A 19737-nucleotide genomic window follows, 5' to 3' on the forward strand; every position below is an offset into this window, starting at 1 on the left:
TCTCAATGGGCCAGAGCTTACTTCAAAATGGATTATTTCAACGGGGCAAGGTCACAGCCATAACGAAATCCTGCGCCGTAAACCAGACTGCCGTTGAGTGTTGCAAACATGGCGCTTTGACGCGTGGACGTTGGGACTGCGCATTCATCCCCTTACTTTGTTGAGAAACCACAGCTGCCTTCAAATCGAAACACGAAGGTTCAGAAGCCATGGAATTGCGATATCAGTGACTTCTCCAGCACGCTTTCCCAGTAGCAAATTGTGGCCAGCCCCAGACAATGTCCGAAATGTCGCATTGTAGAGCTTAGCCAATGCTTCTCCGGTCGACAACGGTGTCAATAAGTCGCTTTCGCCGCTTACAATTAGCACGGGAACGTTGATGCGACCTGGGTCCACAGAAAGAGTAAATCGGGTCGCCTCAAAACAACGAACAGGAGATTCTGGACACATTCGATCAATATATCTATCGCACTCGTCTTGCTCTAGACCACCAAAGAACAATGCCTTAGCTAGGTCTCTCGTAGGGGGCGACCAGAGAACCTCTAAATCAATTGGGACCTCAACGGGGTCAGGTTTCGCCTCTGCCGGCACCACAGGTGCCAACAGTACCAGAGCGCCGACCGTATGTTCTGCCGCGTAAAGCTGACAGGCCATCCCACCCATTGAGTGTCCTATCAGGATAGGTTTGCCTCCGATGTGCGACACAACTTTGTGTATATCCGGCACTACATCGCGTATCGACATCCGGATGAGTTCCTCATCTTTCACCTCGCCCGAACCACCACGTCCGAACCAGTTGAGGACATGAACGTCATAACCTGCTTCTGCTAGGATCGGCGCAAACTGCTCCCATGCCCATGACGCCTGAGTGCCTCCATGAACGAGAACTAGCTTCTCGGTATTCTCGTTCGACGTCTGCGTAGATTGATATCGCTCAACTCTTATTCCGTCAGCAAAATAGTCAGTAATCTGAACCAATCCATCGTGTGTACCAATATCACTCATCAACTTCTCCCTGGTGTTGGTAAATATTTGCCCATTTCAGGCTGGTTTGCGCCAGGCCACTATAGGCTTGGCATTAAAGTCATCATCATACGCTTCACATGAACCGGTCTGACAGAGATCGCCCTCCTCACTTGTGAGCTGCGGTTGAACCGCTCTGTAAGAAAAGTGGCCAACGAATGTAGAAGAATTTTCCGAAACCTCGCAGCGTCGTGTTGAAGAAATGCTTAGTTCTCTGCCGAGCCAAGTCGCAAAATCGCTCGGTTTGAGTTATTGCTCATCGTTTTTTCTTTGCCAAAAAAGAACGAGTAAGCTGCTGGGAGTACGATGATTGTCAAGACAGTGGCTACAAGGATTCCCCCCATCATTGCGTAGGCGAGTGGTCCCCAGAAGACTCCGCGAGAGATTGGAATAAGTGCCAACACTGCCGTCAATGCGGTCAAAACGATCGGGCGGAAGCGCCGTACCGTGGCGCCTACTATGGCGACATGCTTGGGGACTCCGGCAAGGATATCCTGATCGATCTGGTCCACGAGAATTATCGAATTGCGAATAATGATACCCAACAAAGCGATGACCCCAAGGATGGCAACAAATCCAAACGGTGCTCCGCTGAGCAACAAAGCTGCTGCCGCACCGATTATGCCCAGGGGGCCAGTTGAAAGCACGAGTATAGCCTTTCCGAAGTGCTGCAATTGCACCATTAGGAGCAATACAATGACGAGAAGCATGATCGGTGCCTTTGCGGCAATCGATGCTTGGCTTTCCGCTGAATCTTCCGCTCCGCCCTGGATCTCAATTTTGTAGCCAGGCGCAAGATTGTTGCGCAGCTTCTGCATGTCAGTGTACATTTTCTGTACAATCTCGTTCGGTTGAGCGTCATTCTGCGTGGTGGCGCGTATGGTGATCGTTGGCAAGCGGTCGCGACGCCATTCAACGCCCTGCTCTAATACAGGAACAACCTTGGCGACTTGTGAGACCGGTACAAATTTCCCTAGGTCGGTCGGAACGTATACCGAGTCTACTGCTGAGAGCAGTCGGCGCGTGCTGTTCTCTTCACGCACAACGATTGACACCGTCTCTTCGCCAAACCGAAAGTCATCGAGTGGCGACCCGGTCATAGCAAAATGAAGCACTTGGCGCACCCCCTGAGAAGTGACGCCGAGCGCGCGCGCGCGATCCTGATCAATGATCAGCCTCATCGCAGGCACAGGCTCCAACCAATCATCGTGCACGGCGCTAAGTAATGGGTTATTTGCAAAAGCTGCTTTGACCTCATTTGCGATACGCCGAACTTCATTACGGTCGGGACCCATGACACGCATTTGTACTGGCCACCCTGTTGGAGGACCTAGGAAAAGACGTTCAACCTTTGCTCGGATAGAGGGGAAGTCCTCCGCCAAGATGGAGCGCAGTTTCACGATTAGCCGCTCGCGCGCCGGTTCGTCGTTCGCCATAATCAGAAGCTGCGCGAAATTGGGATTAAGAAGCTGCTGATCTAGCGGAAGGAAGAAGCGTGGGGCACCCTCGCCGATATAGGTTGCGACAAACTTTTTGTCAGTGTCCCCCATAATTTTGCCTTCCAGCGCTTTGGCTTGCAACTCGACTTCAGCGATGCTCGTCCCTTCGGGTAGCCAAAGGTCCACGAGGATTTCAGGCCGCGAGGATTGTGGAAAGAAGTTTTGAGGAATGAACTGGAAAGACCATATGCTCGTCGCGAATACACCCAGCGTCATCGCCAGGACGGCAAGGCGGCGACGCACAGCCCACGACACGACCGCCCCAAGGCCCCTATAAAAGCGGGTGTCGAAAACATCGTGGTGCTCCCCTCCTCCGACACGCTCTTTCAAAATCATATTGGCAAGCCAAGGTGTGAAATAGACCGCTACAAACCACGATGTAACGAGCGCAATTCCGACGACGTAAAACAGAGACCGCACGTAGTCTCCCGCAGTCGATTCCGCAAATCCAACCGGTATGAAGCCGGCGGTGGTGATTAGCGTGCCAGTCAGCATCGGGAATGCAGTTGATGTGTAAGCGAAACTAGCTGCGTCGACCTTGCCCAGACCTTCTTCGAGTTTTCTTTCCATCATCTCGACGACAATCATCGCGTCATCCACCAGTAGGCCGAGGGCGATTATCAGAGCGCCGAGGGAGATACGCTGCAGATCGATACCCAACTGGTACATGATCGCGAAAGTAGCTGCTAGGACAAGGGGAATGGTGATGGCGATCACCAGACCAGACCTCCAACCAATAGACAGAAAAGACACCACAAGAACAATAAGCAGAGCTTCGAGCAGCGCTGTCATAAACTCGCCGACCGCTTCGGTCACAACCGCCGGCTGGTTTGCGATCTGCTCGACCTTGACACCGTAGGGCAAGGTTTTCTGGAAATTTTTGTAGGTCTCCTCAACCGCTTTGCCGACATCTGTGACTTTGTAGCCCTTCGCCATTACCACGCCCACTTGCACGCTGTCCGAGCCATTGAAGCGATATTTGCGCTGAAAAGGCTCTTCGAGACTTGCAGTAACAGTCGCTATGTCGCCGAGGCGCGTTATTTGTCCGCCAGCGCTCAAACGGAGTTCCCGAATATCTTCCGCGCGCTTAACGTCACCTTCAACAGCGATCCGGACAGATCGGGTAGCGGTCTCTACTGAGCCGGCTGGACCGACGTTGTTCTGACCCTTGATTGCATCCCGCAAATCGTTGAGCGTCAACTTTCGCTCTGCAAGCGACTTGGAAGATATGTCGATATAAATCTTCTCTGGTTGGTCACCGATGATCACGGCCTTTTCGACACCTGGTGTCGTCAACAGCATGTCACGCGCCTGGATCGCGAGTTTTTTCAGCTCGGGGAAGGTGTAGCCTACTCCGCTGATCGAGTTGAGCGTTACCAGAGTGTCGCCAAATTCGTCGTTGAAATAGGGACCAAGCAAATCCTCAGGGAGTTCGCGAGTAATATCACCCACTTTTTTTCGAGCTTGATAAAAAGCATCGGCTACCTCGTCGGCTTTTGCGCTGCCTTTTATCTGTAGCGTTATGACCGCGCTTCCAGCACGGGTGTAAGACTTGACCCAGTCGAGATGAGGTGTTTCCTGAAGCTTTCTCTCGATCCTATTAACGACTTGATCCTGCATCTCTTGAATCGATGATCCAGGCCATATTGCTTGGACCACCATTATGCGGAATGTAAAATCAGGATCTTCTTTTTGACCCATCCGCATAAGCCCGAGCACTCCAGTGATCAGGATCAAGCCGAACAGAAAACGGGCAATGCTTGGATGACCGATTGCCCAACGTGATAGGTTGAAGGAACGCTTCCCCTCACTCGACTTATCCATTTTTGTAATTCCTTGGAGTGGTCATGAAGACCGGAAGCTGTGGACTACATTTGCGCGGTCTGCGTCGCCTGCATTTTCACCTTGAGGTTGTCAGTCATGAACTGCGCGCCGGCAATGACAACGACATCCCCCGCTCTCAAGCCTGATAGGACGTCGACACCGTTGCTGGTAAATTGCCCTACATCGATGGCCCGTGCATTCACAGTTGACGTTTTTGGATCGACCACCCAGACAATCTTTTGGCCGTCCCGCTCCGCTAACGCTTCCAGCGGAACAGAGTAGCTTCCTTTGGGGCTGCTACTGCGCGTTTCAACTGTCGCGGTCATTCCAAGCAATACACTGGCATTTTCTGGGAGACTGACTCGAACCGCAAAAGTCCGCGACTGCGGATCTGCACTACCAGAGACTTCTCGGACCTTTCCTTGCAACACCAAAGCGGAGTCTGACCAAAAAACCGCCCTTACGATCTTGCCAGGACTGAATTTCACAATCTCATTTTCGGGAACGGCGATCTGTATCTCTTTTTCGTTGTCTAATGCGACGGTAGCGACCGTCGCGCCCGCGGAGACAACGGCTCCAGCGTCAGCGCCGATGGCTGTAACAATTCCTGTAATGTCAGACGTCAGCCTCGCGTAACCAACCTGGTTTCTCGCTTGATCGAGCGTTGATGCTGCCGCGTCTCGGGTCGAAAGGGCTTGGTCATAAGCGAGCAACGCTTGCTCCATCTGTGATTGAGCCACAGCATTTTTCTCAAAGAGTTGCTGGGCTCGCTTGTTAGCGAGATCAGCGGTCGCGACGCCTTTTTCTGCCGCTTTCAAATTGGCTTCCGCAGTGCGCACATTCAGTTGCAGATCAGTCGGGTCTAAGCGCGCCAGCACGTCGCCGGGCACAATCCGGTCGCCAATGTTTACATTCCTTTCAACAATTTTGCCTGCGACCCGAAATCCGAGATTTGATTCCACCCTGGCTCTCACTGCGCCAGAGTAACTCAGACTTTTACCATCATGTGAGTGAGCAATTACAACGGTTTTCACGGGACGGATGACATCCAGGACGGTTTCGCTCTTTTCCTCACTACACCCAGATAGAGTGAGCGAAAATGTGCAGAGTATCGGCAAGAAGAAGGAAGTCCGCTGGAAGATAGACGAGTTCATGGCTACACCTCAAACTAGAATACAGTGTCATCTAGGCGACAGGATTTCGCGGCGTTGCGTTCTTCAGAGCGCTAATTGCAAAATCGGTGATGTCATCCACAGAAGCACGATGTTTTTTATAAAAGCCTTGGGAAACAACCTGAGGGTGGCAGAGTGTGACTGTCGCTGCGCCAAAGCATCGCGATGCGAGGACATGGTCCTGTTCGGGAAACTCACCCGCCGCCACACCCTCTTCAATGATCTCAGAAACGATGCCCTGTAGCAGGTCGATATGGGTTTCGAATACGGGCCAATCACGTTCTATGGCTACAATGATCATTTCATGGACCTTTGATTGGTCCAGCATCGTCTCCAATGTCCATTCATGGTGTACCCGCACAAATTCCCGCAACCTGCTCTCTGCGCTCGAGGGCATGTTACGGACGTCTTGGACACAGTCCCGACAGACCTGCAACATCCGTGCGCACAAGGCCTGGTGGATCTCCACTTTCGATGCGAAGAAGCGATAGATGTTAGCCGTTGACATACCTAGGTCGCTGGCAATGTCTGCAACGGTAGTCTTGCCGTAGCCAAAATGGCGAAACGTTCGATCGGCAGCGTCGAGTATCTTTGTTATATTTTCTTCGCGAAGATTGTCCGGGGTGGTTTCTGTAGGTCGGCGGGACATGAACACAAGCCTTGGTGTGACGATTTATGAATTTCGTCATTCGTATTTTTATATTTTATTATAGTCAAGCAAGATTTGTTGAAGATTGAAGCATCTAGGCAACTGGTCAACCTTTTCCGCGCGAAATTGCGGCTTGCAATCAACCGAGATGCCGCTGAACTTTCCTAATATTTCTTCTCAATGGTGCCAGAAGCCGTCCGGTGACTTCACCAATATCAAGCCGGGTCCCTGAACGCAGGAAAGCCCAAACGGTCGGGATGAAAGTGAGTTTGCGCGCATATTTAGGAAGGTAGCTTACGGTGACGAGAATTTTACGTAGGGCGATGGGTACGACGGCTCAACCTTGTGGGCAGTCGGTAGCGCATCTGCAATTTGGTCGTATTCAGTGCCTCAGTGTCAGAGCCGGACAACTCCAATCTTTTCCGACTTACCGCCGAATGCTCCGATCAGATGCAATTAGCTTTATTGAAAACCAAACCGCCGAGAAGGTGGTTTAGATCACTCATTATCTGTTTCATCTCCTGAAAGATGGTTGCGCGCCGATAGTTTTATATGACCGACGTGGGTCAATAGTCCCGAGAGCACTATTGGATCAACGTCGGCCATCAGGTCTTTTAACCACGCTTCATGCGCCTCAGCCATTGCCTGAAATGTCTTGCGACCCTTGTCGGTCAAGAACGCTACGACAACTCGGCGGTCGCCGGTCAATTTTTCGCGGATGATGAAGCCATCCGTTTCCAGACGTTCCACAAGTCCGGTGATGTTGCCATTCGTCACCATCGTGCGTTTAGATAACTCACCAAGTCGCAAACCGTCTTTCTCTCGGTCAAGCTGCGACAGAAGATCAAATTGAGGAAGCGTAGCTCCGAATTCACGCCTTAATCGACGTCGTATTTCTTGAGAAATCAACTTAGTTGTTGAGAGCATTCGAAGCCAAAGTCGAAGCTCCTGCTTCTTCCCTTCTTGCGCGTCTCTGACCATAATCTCCAGATCAATAGCCGACATGTACCGTCCTTAATTCAAGCTCTGACTTCTCAGACACATTGCGATAAGTTCAATAGATACTGGATTTTTATGGAGCGTGTCGAGGAGCTTTGACCCGCAAGCTTTCCATTCTGGACGAGACCATGCCCTGCCCTGCCCCAGGCACTGCACCGAGGCAAAACATACCACCCCGGGAGCCCGTTCTAGTCGGATGAACTCTAGAAGTTTAACTTGAAGAGATGCGCCCCTCTTGCCCGGTCCTTTGGGGCATCGAACAAAAATGAAAGTGGATGGTGTTTCAAATATCGTCGACGCACAGCTGCCGATTCACTCTCGCTGTTTTCCATGCTCGACCCACCAGTGTGACCGAAAGGTGCCTCATTCGAATTACGCATGGTTTTGAAGTCCGCGATGACCAACGCGCGCTTCTGATACGAAAGTAATTTAAGCTTAAACAAATTTCTTGCGCTATTGTTTTTTTGGTCATACGCTTCTTGTCACTTTCCGCGAACGTGTCTTCGATCGTGCAGGGACAACCGGGGAAAAGAGGTAAAAAAGGGGAACGACGAATGACAGACGCTTCGATAATCGCAGGACTTGCGAATGGACTACTCTCCGGCAAAGTAAAGGTGGTAGACCTTACCGCGCCACTTGGACCCGACACACCAGTGCTCTATCTTCCGCCTCAGTTTGGCAAGAATACTCCTCAAGTCAAAGTTCATACCATTTCTACATACGATCAGGATGGCCCCTTCTGGGCATGGAACTGGTTAGAACTTGGTGAACACACGGGAACGCATTTTGATGCGCCTGCCCACTGGATTACCGGCAAGGACCATCCTTCGAACACAACGGATACAATAGCACCCCAGAATTTCGTAGCGCCCGTCAATGTCATCGACCGCTCAAGCGAGGCTGCGGAAAATCCGGATTACCTGCTGACCGTCGAAAGCATCAAAGAATGGGAAGCCGAGCACGGCGACATTGAAGCTGGCACCTGGGTCCTTTTGCGCACCGACTGGTACAAGCGCAACGGCTCAACTGATACCTTCCTCAATGCGGATGAGACTGGGCCACATTCTCCAGGTCCAACTCCCGAAGCCATCGAGTATCTTTTATCAAAGGAGATCATTGGCTGGGGTCAGGAAACGATTGGCACCGATGCCGGATCGGCAGGCGGCATGAACCCACCTTTCCCTGCCCATAACCTCGTGCATAAGGCCAACAAGTATGGTCTTGCCAGTCTCAGCCATCTGGATCAGTTGCCAGCAAAGGGTGCGATACTGATTGCAGCACCCCTAAAGTTGGTCAAAGGCACCGGCTCACCCGTTCGTGCGTTGGCTCTGGTTGTCTAATGACGCACGGCCTCGGCTAACGAAGCCGAGGCGTGCGCATCTTACGGAGTGTGCCTATGGCCGACCCTGATTACATCATCGTTGGGAGCGGTATAAATGCTCTCGTCGCCGCAGCCTTGCTTGGAAAAAAAGGCAAGCGAGTTTTGGTACTTGAGCGAAACAACCGGATCGGCGGATGTCTCCGAACGGAAGAGATCACGCTGCCGGGCTTTCGGCACGATGTCATGGCCACTACGATGGTGCTATTCCTGACATCGCCAGCCTATGCGGCCCTTGGCAAGGATCTCGAAGCAAGGGGATTGGAATTTTGCCATTCCTCGCTTCCAACAGGCACTCTTCGGCCTGATGGCAGCCACGCCATACTTTCCACGGATCGCCAGCGGAACATCACACATTTCGAGACAAAAGGTGCTGGAGATGGCGCGGCCTTTGATCGTGACATGACCAAATTCGCAGACAATGCGGGTTTTGTCTTCGGATTGATAGGTGGCCATCTCTTGTCTTTCGCAACAGCCAAACTGCTTGTTCGGCAAGTGTGGAAAAAAGGCATCAAAGGCCTGATGGCTTGGTTCGGTGAAGCTGTCTCGCCGGCCAGAAGCTATCTTGAAAAGACATATCGTTCGGAAGAGATCAAGGCCCTTTGGGCGCCTTGGGCATTACACTGCGGTCTGGGTCCTGAAAGCAGCTACTCTGCGGAGATGACCCGTGTTATCGGCTTTGCAATTGAGGCGGCTGGCGCTCCTATTGTCAAAGGCGGTGCGGACAACCTAGTGCGCGCCTTTGAGAAACTGATCCGCGACCAGGGTGGCGAGATCATGACGGGTGCGGATGTTCACAGTATAAATGTCAACGGTTCGAACAAGGCGACAGGCATAACCCTTTCAGACGGTCGGCAATTCAATGCCTCACAGGGCGTCATCGCTTCTGTCACTCCGCACCAACTTTATGAACGTCTGCTTCATTCGTCCCGTGAAACCTTTGCGCAGGATATTCATGAGGGACTTGCTTCGTATCGTTATGGTAAAGGCAATATGCAAATCCATTATGCGTTGAAGGCACCTCCGCGATGGAGGGGTGGCGATGATCTCGGCAAAGTGGCCCTTTTGCATCTAACACCTGGTCTGGATGGCGTATCGCGCTCTGCAAACGAAGCCGAACGTGGCCTTCTGCCTGCCGAACCGACCGTTTGTCTGGGCCAACCCACAGCACTGGATCCGAGCCGTGCTCCCGATGGTGGCGCAATCTTATGGTTGCAATTGCCAGATACGCCCCGCCACATCAAGGGTGACGCAGCTGGCGTGCTGGAATGCCCCGCTGATGGTTGCTGGACTGACAACATGCGTGAATCTTACGCGGACCGCGTGGAGTTGATGCTGCGAACACATATTGAAAATTTCGATGATATCGTTCTTGCCCGTCGTTGTTATGCACCGAGTGATCTTGAGACGATGAATGTTAACCTCGTTGGCGGCGATCCTTACGGCGGCTTCTGCGGGCTTGATCAATTTTTCCTCTGGCGTCCTTTCAAAACCACCGTTAATCACAAGACACATATTTCCGGGCTCCATCACATCGGGGCTTCAACCCATCCAGGACCCGGCTTGGCAGGGGGGTCCGGCTTTTTGCTGGCATCTTCCCTGAAGTAACGAGTAAGGACGCTTGCAGATGGAAGACGGCTTTTCTGGCCAAGTTATCGGGAATGTTGACGATCAGAACGGCCGTATTCCAAGTATGGGCGAAATCGGGCTTCACAATTTCGCACCATATATGATGAACCGGATCATGGCACGGTGGAATGCCAATCTTGCGGAGGACCTGAAGGCGAGAGATATAACGACAGTCAAGATGCGAACTCTTGCAGTGCTGAATGTCTCGGCCTCACTGACGATCAACGAACTTTCCGTTTTAGCAGTTACCGAGCAGTCGACCATGAGTCGCACTGTCGATTCCCTTGAAGAACAGGGATTGATCAGGAGAACCACCAGATCGGATGACATGCGTGTACGGGATGTTTCGATTACCGAAGAAGGGCGGGCGATCTTCGAGGATCTCTGGCCCATCATGTATGGCGATTTGCGCAGAATGTTCAAGGATATCGAAGACGACGAGTATCGCGCTTTTGTGACGACCTTGCACAAGATCCTGCGGAGTATACGTAAGCACGACATATGATGGTGGCTGCTCGATCGTGACTGACAGGCGTACTGCGACTTATCGCCGAAACCACGAGCGTAGTCTTAGTGGAACAGGATCAGTACAGTCGTTATTCAATAAATCACTTCCAACAATGCTCTTAGATCGGATATTTGCGCTGATTACCTGAGCCGAAAGCTCACCCGGCTGATCGGCAAAAAACAGCGCTGTTCCTCGCTACGGTTCTATCACCCAGGCGTTACAGCGTGTTGTCGCCATCTGCTCAGACGCCGATCGTGTGTCTGTCAATGTTTGGCTGAGGGTATGAGTATTGTAGCAAGAACAGCCACTGCCGCTACAGCGGCAAAAATATAGAAATTCCATGCAGGAGCAAGGCTTGTGCTGGCAATAAGGCCGCCGAGCAACGGGCCCGTCAAAGCACCAATCCGCGAAAAACTCAACGCAAAGCCAATGCCGGCGGAGCGGATTGTCGGATCAAGCCGCTGAGCGAGAAACCCGGTCAAGATCAATGATGCGGAAACGGTGCCGAAGCCCGCGACTGCGACAAAGACATAGTTCATCACTATCGAACTCTTGATGGTAAGCGCGGCAATGCCGACCGCACCCACCAAGTACGATAACGCCACAGTCCGCTTCACGCCAAACTTATCCGCCCATGTTCCTAATATGATACCGCCGATAGCGGAACTCAGGCTAAAAACAGCAAGGAAAAGCAAGCTATCTCCGAGATCATATCCATTCTTGCGCATGATCTGCGGAAGCCATTGCGCAAGACCGTAGACAAGAAGCAGCCCCAGAAAGAGACCACCCCAGAAGCAGACAGTCTCGAATGCTTTCTCTCGAGAAAAGATAGCGCGCAACACGGCAGTCCAGCCCGGAGCATTGGAACTGCCTATTATATTTTGGGGAACACCAATGCCCATGCGTTTGGCGGTTTTGGCAGCCTGCTCATGTTTACCTTGCAAAACAAGGGTCTCGACTGATTCAGGCAGCAGGAAGTAGAAAAGAGGCACAACCAGCAAGGGGGCGGCACCGAACAGCACGATCATGCGCCATCCATAATCGGCAAGAAATGTGCGACTGCAAAGCGCAGCAGCAAGAATGCCGATTGAATAACCGGAATACATCAGTCCGTAATTAAAGCTTTTACGGCTTTTGGGCGAGTATTCTACGGTCAGAGCCGCAGCCACTGGAATGATGCCGCCCAAACCAAGACCCGCGACAAAACGACTTACCGCAAACCAAAATGGTGTTGGTGCAAGCGATGTCAGAACCATACATGCTGCAAACAGGCTAAGACAGCCAATAAACAGTGGCTTGCGACCATAAAGCTCGCTCATGGTCCCCACAAGGATGCCGCCAAGCATCATTCCGACAACCGTGTAACTGCCCATTGCACCTAACTCAAGAGGAGTCAGCGCCCAGACCTGGTCTGCTGCAAGAGACGGCAATATAGCGCCCAACACACCGACATCGTATCCTTCTGCGAAAATCGCCAACCAGCAAAGCGCAACAACCAGCAGGCTTTTGCGTCTGGATACTTCAGGCGGGTTCGTCCCGGTGAATGTTCCAATTTTCATCGAGTGCGTCATGATAGAAACCTCCTCGATGCGCAAACCTTGGTTTGCGCACACTGTACGAGATTGACCATTGATGCTGGGCGCACCACGCCACGCTGTTCTAAAGCGTAGAAATGGTTTTCAAAGCACCATCCAGCGCAATACCCTCCTCATCGAGCAGGGCGGCCTGGCGAAGACGACGCATCCAGGCTGCTCCATCTTCACGATCTTTGAGCAGAGGTAAGGCCGACATCACCCGATCGAATTTGGAAAGCCCTCGCGAATGTGTATCGGAATAGCCCTTGACCAGACGGCGGTTGCCGACAACCTCAACCGCCAGATCGTAGTTGAGCGGAAGGATCTCCAACACCTTTTCAAGCCAGGCGTCACGATGGGTGACTTCCATATGGTGACGCAGGCTCGAACGGCGAAAACGGCGAAGACTGGACACCACATAAAGCCCAAGAAACCAGAACATCGTTCCAGTTTTGACCCTGCGTCCTTTGTCGATACGTCGATTGAGGAAAACAGAGAGTTTGGGACTGGCTTCGATCCAACTGCCGATTGCTTTCGGAAGCGTTCCACATACTTCTTCCAAACGCGGATGCATATATTCCGTGGTGTAAAGAAGCTGATCGGTTTTCACACCAACCTCTTTGCGGACCCGTTCAAATCGAGTGGCGCGCGTTTTTAGATCCGCAACGCGGACCACGTCGTCATAGGCCATCGCCACCGCAAGGTATTTTGCAACCTGAGCAGTCAGAGTGAAGCCCTTGTCCGCGCCACCATGAGCGATATCAGCCTTGTTTAACGCGGCTGCGCGGGTAAGATATTCGTCGGCATAGGCAGGATCCTGAAATTCGGTGAGTTTCTTCGCACCGGCGTAAAGCATGGAGTGCGCGTTTTCAGGAAACTCATTACGAATTCGCGCAAGAAGGCGGTCCAAGACCGGATGCCCGCCGGACGTTGGTAAGTCTTCAAGTTTCTTGACGGGAAGCGCCGTCAGCTTGTCATTGTCGCCCTTCTTCGTGCGTTCGTAAGCAGCATTGAAAGCGCGCAAACTAGCTTCGATACCCTTACCGCCGGACTTGATCGTTCCCTCGAACGCTTCTTTTGAGAAAGGCAGTGCGTCGGATGCGGCCAAGGCACCAAACAGAGCAGAAGAAACAACGCTGCCATTCTTGGTGGCCAGGGTGTCCATATCGAAGGCGATTGTCTTTTTTGCTGCAAAATCGGTGGCGTCAATCACCACGACAGGATTTCCGATTCCATCCCCCGGCTTTTCTTTTTCACCCACTGCATAGGAGCGGTGAGTGGAGGCAATTAGCTGGGTTTTATCGGGGGTTACCAGCCCGCGGATAACGGAGCGTCCGGCTTCCATCAACTCTGCAGCTATGACGATATCCACATCGCCCGGTGTGGGCATCAGTGAGAGGATCGGGGTTTCGCCTTCTCGGCTTTTCAAAAGCTCCATGTAATAGATCGTTGCACCAGTACGTTGAGCGACGCCAGGAACGGAGCTTGTTTGGGCGACCCATCCCTGTGCTTCGGCCAATCCCACGATCCAGTCAGCAAGTACGCCACCGCCCTGTCCACCCATCGCCAGAATGGCGATGGACAACGGCTTGTCTGGCGAAAGCGTTGAGGAAAAATGGTTCTGCAAAATATCCATCATAACGATCCTCCTCTTATGCCGTGAAAACGATGCGTGACGCAGATCTGCGCTTTTGCAACCAGCCAATGACCGCAGAACGCAGGCGGTAAAGAGCCCTGTCCAGACGCGTTGGGTTGTGAATGACATCTGCTCGATAGAAGGACGGACAAAGAACGGCTGCTTCCGACACCTCACCGCAATTGCCGCAGCCAACACAGGAATTGTCTATCGCTGCCACCGGATCGTCCCTGAGCGGATCATCGGTATGTTTCACAGAAAGGGATGGACAGCCGGAGAGACGAATACAGGCGTGATCCCCCGTGCAGACATCCTCGTCGACACCAAACCGCTCCTTGACAACACGCTTGCCGTCTTTCACTGCCTTGGCTATTTGCGGTTTTATGCGTCGCTGTTTGTTGAGCATACATTCGGAAGAGGCCACAATGATTTTCGGCCCTTTTTCATCCGTTGTCAGGGCTTCTCTTAGAATGTCACGCATTTTCGCGACATCGTAGGTGTGGTCGATCTGTCGGACCCAGGTTGCTCCGATGCCTTTGACGGCGTCCACGATGGAGTTGTTGGTCTTGCGACGAGGATTGCTTGCCCGAGACGAGAGCACGTCCTGACCACCCGTCGCAGAGGAATAGAAGTTGTCTACGATGAGGGTAACGCCATCGTGCTTGTTGAAGACTGCATTGCCAACGGAGCTGGTCAGCCCGTTGTGCCAGAAGCCGCCGTCTCCCATGACGGAAATCGAGCGTTTATCTGCCTCGACATTAAAAGCGGATGCAGACGCAGGGCCTAGGCCGTAACCCATGGTCGTTCCGCCGAGGTTGAATGGCGGCAGAATAGAGAACAAATGGCAGCCGATATCGGCCGAAACATGATGTGGTCCAAGTTCCTTTTCTACCAGTTTCATGGCAGCGAAAATCGGGCGTTCCGGGCAGCCGGTACAAAAGCCGGCAGGCCGTGCAGGAACGACTTCAGCCAATGCCTTGACTTTCGGGTGATTGAGCACATGCGATGGATCGGGAACAGGAGGGCGATTTCCAAGGAGGTTTGCTGCATTGGCATCAAGAAATCCAGCCAGTCCTTTAATCAGGACCTGCGTCGTATACTCACCGCCCATCGGCAGCAAATCTTTGCCAGATATTTTCGTCTGGATATCGCGGCGGCGCATCAGCGTGTGCAGTGCCTGCTCGATATATTCTGGCGCTCCCTCCTCGATCATCAATACCGCCTTCTTGTTGGCGGCGAACGCAACGATCTCGTCATCGATCAAAGGATAAGAGACATTCATCACATAAATCGGAACCCGGCTATTACCGTAAACATCGGCTAGACCAAGATGCTGGAGCGCACGCATGGTGCTGTTGTAAAGGCCGCCCTGAAGAATAAGTCCAACGTCTCCCTCTTCAGGACCGAAAAACTCGTTGAGGCGGTTTTCTTTCACATACTCCACAGCAGCAGGCCAGCGCTTCTCCAGTTTTTCCTTTTCATGGTGAAAAGATGCTGGCGGCAGCACGATGCGGCTTAAATCCCGCACCGGATTTTCCATAGCCTGTTTAAGGGTATAGATTGGCCGTTTGTTGTCCTTTGCGGTGAACTGGCCATGGACATGACAGCTGCGAATGCCCACCTGCAACATGACAGGCGTGTTTGAGGCTTCCGAAAGCTCAAAGCCTTTTTCCACCGCATCGACGATAGCAGGAAGGTTAGGACGAGGCGTGAGAAGCCACATCTGCGACTTCATCGCAAAAGCGTGACTGCGCTCCTGCATGATCGAGGAACCTTCACCGTAGTCCTCGCCGATAATGATAAGGGCGCCTCCGGTAACGCCCCCGGATGACAGATTGGAGAGGGCGTCAGAGGCGACATTCGTTCCGGCGGTCGACTTCCACGTCACAGCTCCGCGTACCGGGTACATTACCGATGCCGACAGCATTGCTGCGGCGGCGGCCTCAGAGGCAGAGGATTCGAAATGCACCCCCAAATCGGCCATAACATCCCTGGCATCGGCCAAGACATCCATAAGATGCGAGATGGGTGATCCTTGATAACCGCCGACATAAGATACGCCGGATTGTAGCAGTGCCTTGGTAATTGCCAGAATACCCTCACCGCTAAAAACTTGACCTTCGCCGAGTTTCAAATCTTCAACTTCACGTGCAAATGATCGTTCCGCCATGCCAAATCCCCTATGATAAACACGGTATTATATGCAAAACCATATTTCCAAATTCGAGAACATGCAACAGATAAACTTTAAGCCTAAACGAATTGCCGTTTAGCCTATTGTTTAGTGATCTTGCTGCGCGCTGAAATCGTGTTCACGCATATATCATTCCAGTCTAGCATTCTTGCGTATCTTGCCTTTTTCAAAAAAATCTCTCCCCCGTAGATGCTCAGTCAATTCAACATAATGATTGCTCGTGTAGAATATTAACGAATTATTCTAGTTCGTCGCTACGGTCAAAGTGCCGTAGAATAGCGGTTATTTTGCTGGCAGGGAATATCTACTTGCGGGAAACCAGCTTTGACTCTTGCTAAGACATTCGGGAATTTTTATTTAAACTGGAGGATGGACAATCATACTTTGCCAACCCTGATCTGCAAAGCTACAGCGCGCGCAGTTTTATCTTTTCTACAAAATTTTCTGAAAAACGTCATTCTCTTAATTGACAGCGCATGCTTAGGAAATTAGTTTAACCTTAAAATAAATTGAGCGCCGTTAAGCTGGGCGGAACCGTGGAGGGTGACATGCGTATCGTTTGTGTTGGTGGAGGTCCTGCAGGGCTGTATTTCGCGCTGTTGATGAAAAAACTGCATCCCGAACATCACGTCACGGTGGTCGAGCGCAACAGGCCCTATGACACCTTCGGCTGGGGCGTCGTGTTTTCCGACCAGACCATGGCCTCGATGCAGGTATGGGACAAGGAAAGCGCTGACGAGATCCAGCAGGCATTCAACCACTGGGACGATATCGAGGTGCTGTTCAAGGGCACACGCCAGCGCACCACCGGCCATGGTTTTGTTGGCATCGGCCGCAAGAAGCTGCTGAATATATTGCAGGCGCGCTGCGAAGCGCTGGGCGTCGAACTGACATTCGAGACCGAGGTCGAGAGCGATCTGGAATACCCGGATGCTGATCTTCTGATCGTGTCGGACGGACTGAACTCTAAAATCCGCAACAAATATGCAGAGATTTTTGAACCCGATATGGCGGTACGGCCGAACCGTTACATCTGGCTTGGCACCAACAAGCTGTTCGATGCCTTCACCTTCGATTTCCGCAAGACCGATCACGGCTGGTTTCAGGCGCATATCTACAAGTTCGACGAGAACACCTCGACTTTCATCGTCGAGACGACGGAAGAGGCTTATCAGGCGCATGGCCTGGGTCAGATGGATCAGCAGCAATCCATCGATTTCTGCCAGGACCTGTTTGCCGAAACGCTTGAGGGTTCGGAACTGATGACCAATGCGCGCCACATGCGTGGCAGCGCCTGGCTAAACTTCACCCGGTTGATCTGCGGCAAGTGGAGCCATTTCAACGGCAATTCCCATGTCGTGCTGATGGGCGACGCCGCCCACACCGCCCATTTTGCCATTGGTTCCGGCACCAAGCTTGCGATTGACGATGCTATCGAGCTTGCCAACCAGTTCAACAAGGCCGGTCACGGCAAGGAGAGCATTCTCGATGTTCTCAAGACCTATGAGGACATTCGCCGCGTCGATGTTGCCCGCATCCAGAATGCGGCGCGCAATGCCATGGAATGGTTCGAAGTGGTAGGCCAGCGTTATGCGGATACGCTGCCGCCCGAACAGTTCATGTATTCGATGCTGACCCGCTCGCAGCGCATCAGCCACGAAAATCTGCGCCTTCGCGACAAGGACTGGCTGGAAGGCTATGAACACTGGTTTGCCCAGCAATCCGGCCTTCAGGTGAAGGACAATGAGCGGTGCCTGCCGCCAATGTTCACGCCCTATACGCTGCGCGGCACCAAGCTTGCCAACCGCATTGTCGTGTCGCCCATGGCGATGTATTCGGCGACCGATGGTTTGATAGACGATTTCCATATGGTGCATCTGGGCGCACGCGCCATGGGTGGCGCCGGTCTGGTCTTTGCTGAAATGACCTGCGTATCGCCCGATGCCCGCATCACCCCCGGTTGCCTTGGGCTGTGGAACGACGAGCAGATTGCGGGCTGGAAACGGTTCGTGGATTTTGCACATGCCAACAGCGCCGCCAAGGTCGGCATTCAGCTCGGCCATGCCGGGCGCAAGGGTGCGACGAAACTGGCCTGGGAAGGCATCGACCAGCCGCTGGAAACCGGCGCATGGCCGCTGTTTTCGGCGTCAGCCATACCCTATCTGAAACACAGTGTCGTTCCCAAGGCGATGGACCGGGCCGATATGGACCGCGTCAAGGCCGACTTCGTGGCCGCAACCAAGCGCGCGGCTGAAACCGGCGCGGACTGGCTGGAACTGCACTGCGCCCACGGCTATCTGTTGTCCAGCTTCCTGTCGCCGCTCACCAATCTGCGTGAAGATGAATATGGTGGCAGCCATGAGAATATGGCGCGCTATCCGCTGGAGGTGTTTGCCGCCGTGCGTGCAGCCTGGCCCGAGGACAAGCCAATTTCGGTTCGCCTCTCCTGCCATGACTGGGCCGAGGGCGGCAACACGCCTGAGGATGCGGCCATCTATGCCCAGATGTTCAAGGATGCGGGTGCGGACCTGATCGACTGCTCGTCCGGTCAGGTATCGAAAGAAGAAAAGCCGGTTTATGGCCGCCTCTTCCAGACGCCGTTCTCGGACAAGATACGCAACGAAATCGGCATCCCGACCATCGCCGTCGGTGCGATCTCGGAGGCCGACCACGCCAACTCCATCATCTCGGCAGGTCGTGCGGATCTCTGCGCCGTTGCCCGTCCGCATCTTGCCGATCCATCCTGGGCTCTGCACGAAGCCGCCAAGATCGGCCTGAAATCAATAGCCTGGCCCAAGCAATATATGTCTGCGAAAGCACAATACGAAGCCAATCTAGACCGCGCGGCGGCAAAGTGAGGTCGGCATGGTAACGCAGAGCCTTGAAGGCCACCACGCGCTGGTGACTGGAGCCGGAAGCGGCATCGGTGCGGCCATTGCCATGACGCTGGCGAAAGCTGGGGCGAAGGTGACGCTCGCCGGTCGCCGCCGCCAGCCGCTGCAGGATGTGGCCGCCGCCATCGGCGGCAACTGCCTTGTGCTCGACGGCTTCGATGTCACCCAGCCGGATGCTATTGCCAAGGGTCTGGAGCGCGCGCGCAAGACGTTCGGGGCTATCTCTATTCTGGTCAACAATGCCGGGGAGGCTCCGAGTGCGCCCTTCGAGAAGACCACGCTCGATATGTGGAGCCACGTGCTGTCCGTCGATCTGACCGGTGTCTTCAACGTCACGCAGGCAGCCCTTGCCGACCTCAAAGCCCATGGCACGGGTGCCCGCATCATCAACATCGCCTCAACCGCGGGTCTCACGGGTTATGCCTACGTATCCGCCTACTGCGCCGCCAAGCATGGCGTGATCGGCATGACGCGCGCGCTCGCATTGGAACTGGCCAAAAAAGGCGTGACGGTCAACGCCGTCTGTCCAGGCTTTACCGACACGCCGATCATCCAGCGCTCGCTGGATACCATCATGGAAAAGACTGGCCGCAGCCGTGACGAGGCTTTGGCCGAGTTCACGAAATCCAACCCACAGGCTCGCCTGATCCAGCCGCAGGAGGTAGCCGACACCGTATTATGGCTTGTCTCCGCAGGTGCGGGCTCCATCACCGGACAGGCCATTGCGGTTGCCGGCGGCGAAGTCATGGTTGGCTGAG

Annotated in this window: 13 protein-coding genes; 5 read left to right on the forward strand and 8 right to left on the reverse strand. The window is 53.3% G+C overall.

Going from position 1 to position 19737, the window contains the following annotated elements; all coding sequences use genetic code 11:
* Positions 1 to 180: 180 nt before the first annotated feature.
* The 5 genes from RQI55_RS23130 to RQI55_RS23150 form a co-directional block, all read right to left on the reverse strand.
* Positions 181 to 1005: an alpha/beta hydrolase gene (locus tag RQI55_RS23130; RefSeq protein ID WP_311273609.1), complete on the reverse strand. Its 825-nt coding sequence runs from the start codon at positions 1003 to 1005 to the stop codon at positions 181 to 183.
* 224 nt (positions 1006 to 1229) lie between these two features.
* A complete protein-coding gene (locus tag RQI55_RS23135; protein WP_311273610.1) occupies positions 1230 to 4346 on the reverse strand; it encodes an efflux RND transporter permease subunit in 3117 nt (1038 codons plus the stop codon).
* A gap of 44 nt (positions 4347 to 4390) precedes the next feature.
* On the reverse strand, positions 4391 to 5500 hold the full coding sequence (locus RQI55_RS23140; protein WP_311273611.1) for an efflux RND transporter periplasmic adaptor subunit: 1110 nt from the start codon (positions 5498 to 5500) through the stop codon (positions 4391 to 4393).
* A 31-nt stretch (positions 5501 to 5531) separates the two neighbouring features.
* Positions 5532 to 6167 (reverse strand): TetR/AcrR family transcriptional regulator, encoded by a 636-nt coding sequence (locus RQI55_RS23145; RefSeq protein WP_311273612.1) that lies wholly within the window; start codon positions 6165 to 6167, stop codon positions 5532 to 5534.
* Between the two features lie 498 nt (positions 6168 to 6665).
* Positions 6666 to 7172, reverse strand: a complete 507-nt coding sequence (locus RQI55_RS23150) for a MarR family transcriptional regulator (RefSeq protein WP_311273613.1) — start codon at positions 7170 to 7172, stop codon at positions 6666 to 6668.
* A gap of 548 nt (positions 7173 to 7720) precedes the next feature.
* Here RQI55_RS23150 and RQI55_RS23155 point away from each other — a divergent pair.
* From RQI55_RS23155 to RQI55_RS23165, 3 genes are read left to right on the forward strand one after another with little or no spacing between them, the layout of a single operon-like run.
* On the forward strand, positions 7721 to 8506 hold the full coding sequence (locus tag RQI55_RS23155; RefSeq protein ID WP_311273614.1) for a cyclase family protein: 786 nt from the start codon (positions 7721 to 7723) through the stop codon (positions 8504 to 8506).
* Positions 8507 to 8562: 56 nt separating this feature from the next.
* Positions 8563 to 10152, forward strand: a complete 1590-nt coding sequence (locus RQI55_RS23160) for an NAD(P)/FAD-dependent oxidoreductase (RefSeq protein WP_311273616.1) — start codon at positions 8563 to 8565, stop codon at positions 10150 to 10152.
* Positions 10153 to 10171: 19 nt separating this feature from the next.
* A complete protein-coding gene (locus RQI55_RS23165) occupies positions 10172 to 10678 on the forward strand; it encodes a MarR family winged helix-turn-helix transcriptional regulator (protein WP_192067729.1) in 507 nt (168 codons plus the stop codon).
* Positions 10679 to 10944: 266 nt separating this feature from the next.
* Here the strand turns inward: RQI55_RS23165 and RQI55_RS23170 are convergent, their stop codons facing one another.
* The 3 genes from RQI55_RS23170 to RQI55_RS23180 form a co-directional block, all read right to left on the reverse strand.
* Complete coding sequence (locus RQI55_RS23170; protein ID WP_311273617.1) at positions 10945 to 12252, reverse strand: MFS transporter; 1308 nt, start codon at positions 12250 to 12252, stop codon at positions 10945 to 10947.
* An 88-nt stretch (positions 12253 to 12340) separates the two neighbouring features.
* Positions 12341 to 13891, reverse strand: coding sequence for an indolepyruvate oxidoreductase subunit beta family protein (locus RQI55_RS23175; protein WP_311273658.1), 1551 nt, complete (start codon positions 13889 to 13891; stop codon positions 12341 to 12343).
* A 16-nt stretch (positions 13892 to 13907) separates the two neighbouring features.
* Positions 13908 to 16061, reverse strand: coding sequence for an indolepyruvate ferredoxin oxidoreductase subunit alpha (locus RQI55_RS23180; RefSeq protein ID WP_311273618.1), 2154 nt, complete (start codon positions 16059 to 16061; stop codon positions 13908 to 13910).
* 572 nt (positions 16062 to 16633) lie between these two features.
* Here RQI55_RS23180 and RQI55_RS23185 point away from each other — a divergent pair.
* Complete coding sequence (locus RQI55_RS23185) at positions 16634 to 18943, forward strand: bifunctional salicylyl-CoA 5-hydroxylase/oxidoreductase (RefSeq protein WP_311273619.1); 2310 nt, start codon at positions 16634 to 16636, stop codon at positions 18941 to 18943.
* Between the two features lie 7 nt (positions 18944 to 18950).
* A complete protein-coding gene (locus RQI55_RS23190) occupies positions 18951 to 19736 on the forward strand; it encodes an SDR family NAD(P)-dependent oxidoreductase (protein ID WP_311273620.1) in 786 nt (261 codons plus the stop codon).
* Position 19737 lies beyond the last annotated feature (1 nt).

The sequence above is a fragment of the Rhizobium sp. WCS2018Hpa-16 genome (assembly GCF_031843705.1).
GTDB lineage: Bacteria > Pseudomonadota > Alphaproteobacteria > Rhizobiales > Rhizobiaceae > Agrobacterium > Agrobacterium tumefaciens_C.

Coding starts and splice junctions, on each gene's coding strand:
- RQI55_RS23170 (WP_311273617.1), bottom strand. CDS start 12,252: ATGACGCACTCGATGAAAATTGGAACATTCACCGGGACGAACCCGCCT.
- RQI55_RS23145 (WP_311273612.1), bottom strand. CDS start 6,167: ATGTCCCGCCGACCTACAGAAACCACCCCGGACAATCTTCGCGAAGAA.
- RQI55_RS23130 (WP_311273609.1), bottom strand. CDS start 1,005: ATGAGTGATATTGGTACACACGATGGATTGGTTCAGATTACTGACTAT.
- RQI55_RS23190 (WP_311273620.1), top strand. CDS start 18,951: ATGGTAACGCAGAGCCTTGAAGGCCACCACGCGCTGGTGACTGGAGCC.
- RQI55_RS23180 (WP_311273618.1), bottom strand. CDS start 16,061: ATGGCGGAACGATCATTTGCACGTGAAGTTGAAGATTTGAAACTCGGC.
- RQI55_RS23175 (WP_311273658.1), bottom strand. CDS start 13,891: ATGGATATTTTGCAGAACCATTTTTCCTCAACGCTTTCGCCAGACAAG.
- RQI55_RS23135 (WP_311273610.1), bottom strand. CDS start 4,346: ATGGATAAGTCGAGTGAGGGGAAGCGTTCCTTCAACCTATCACGTTGG.
- RQI55_RS23155 (WP_311273614.1), top strand. CDS start 7,721: ATGACAGACGCTTCGATAATCGCAGGACTTGCGAATGGACTACTCTCC.
- RQI55_RS23165 (WP_192067729.1), top strand. CDS start 10,172: ATGGAAGACGGCTTTTCTGGCCAAGTTATCGGGAATGTTGACGATCAG.
- RQI55_RS23140 (WP_311273611.1), bottom strand. CDS start 5,500: ATGAACTCGTCTATCTTCCAGCGGACTTCCTTCTTCTTGCCGATACTC.
- RQI55_RS23150 (WP_311273613.1), bottom strand. CDS start 7,172: ATGTCGGCTATTGATCTGGAGATTATGGTCAGAGACGCGCAAGAAGGG.
- RQI55_RS23160 (WP_311273616.1), top strand. CDS start 8,563: ATGGCCGACCCTGATTACATCATCGTTGGGAGCGGTATAAATGCTCTC.
- RQI55_RS23185 (WP_311273619.1), top strand. CDS start 16,634: ATGCGTATCGTTTGTGTTGGTGGAGGTCCTGCAGGGCTGTATTTCGCG.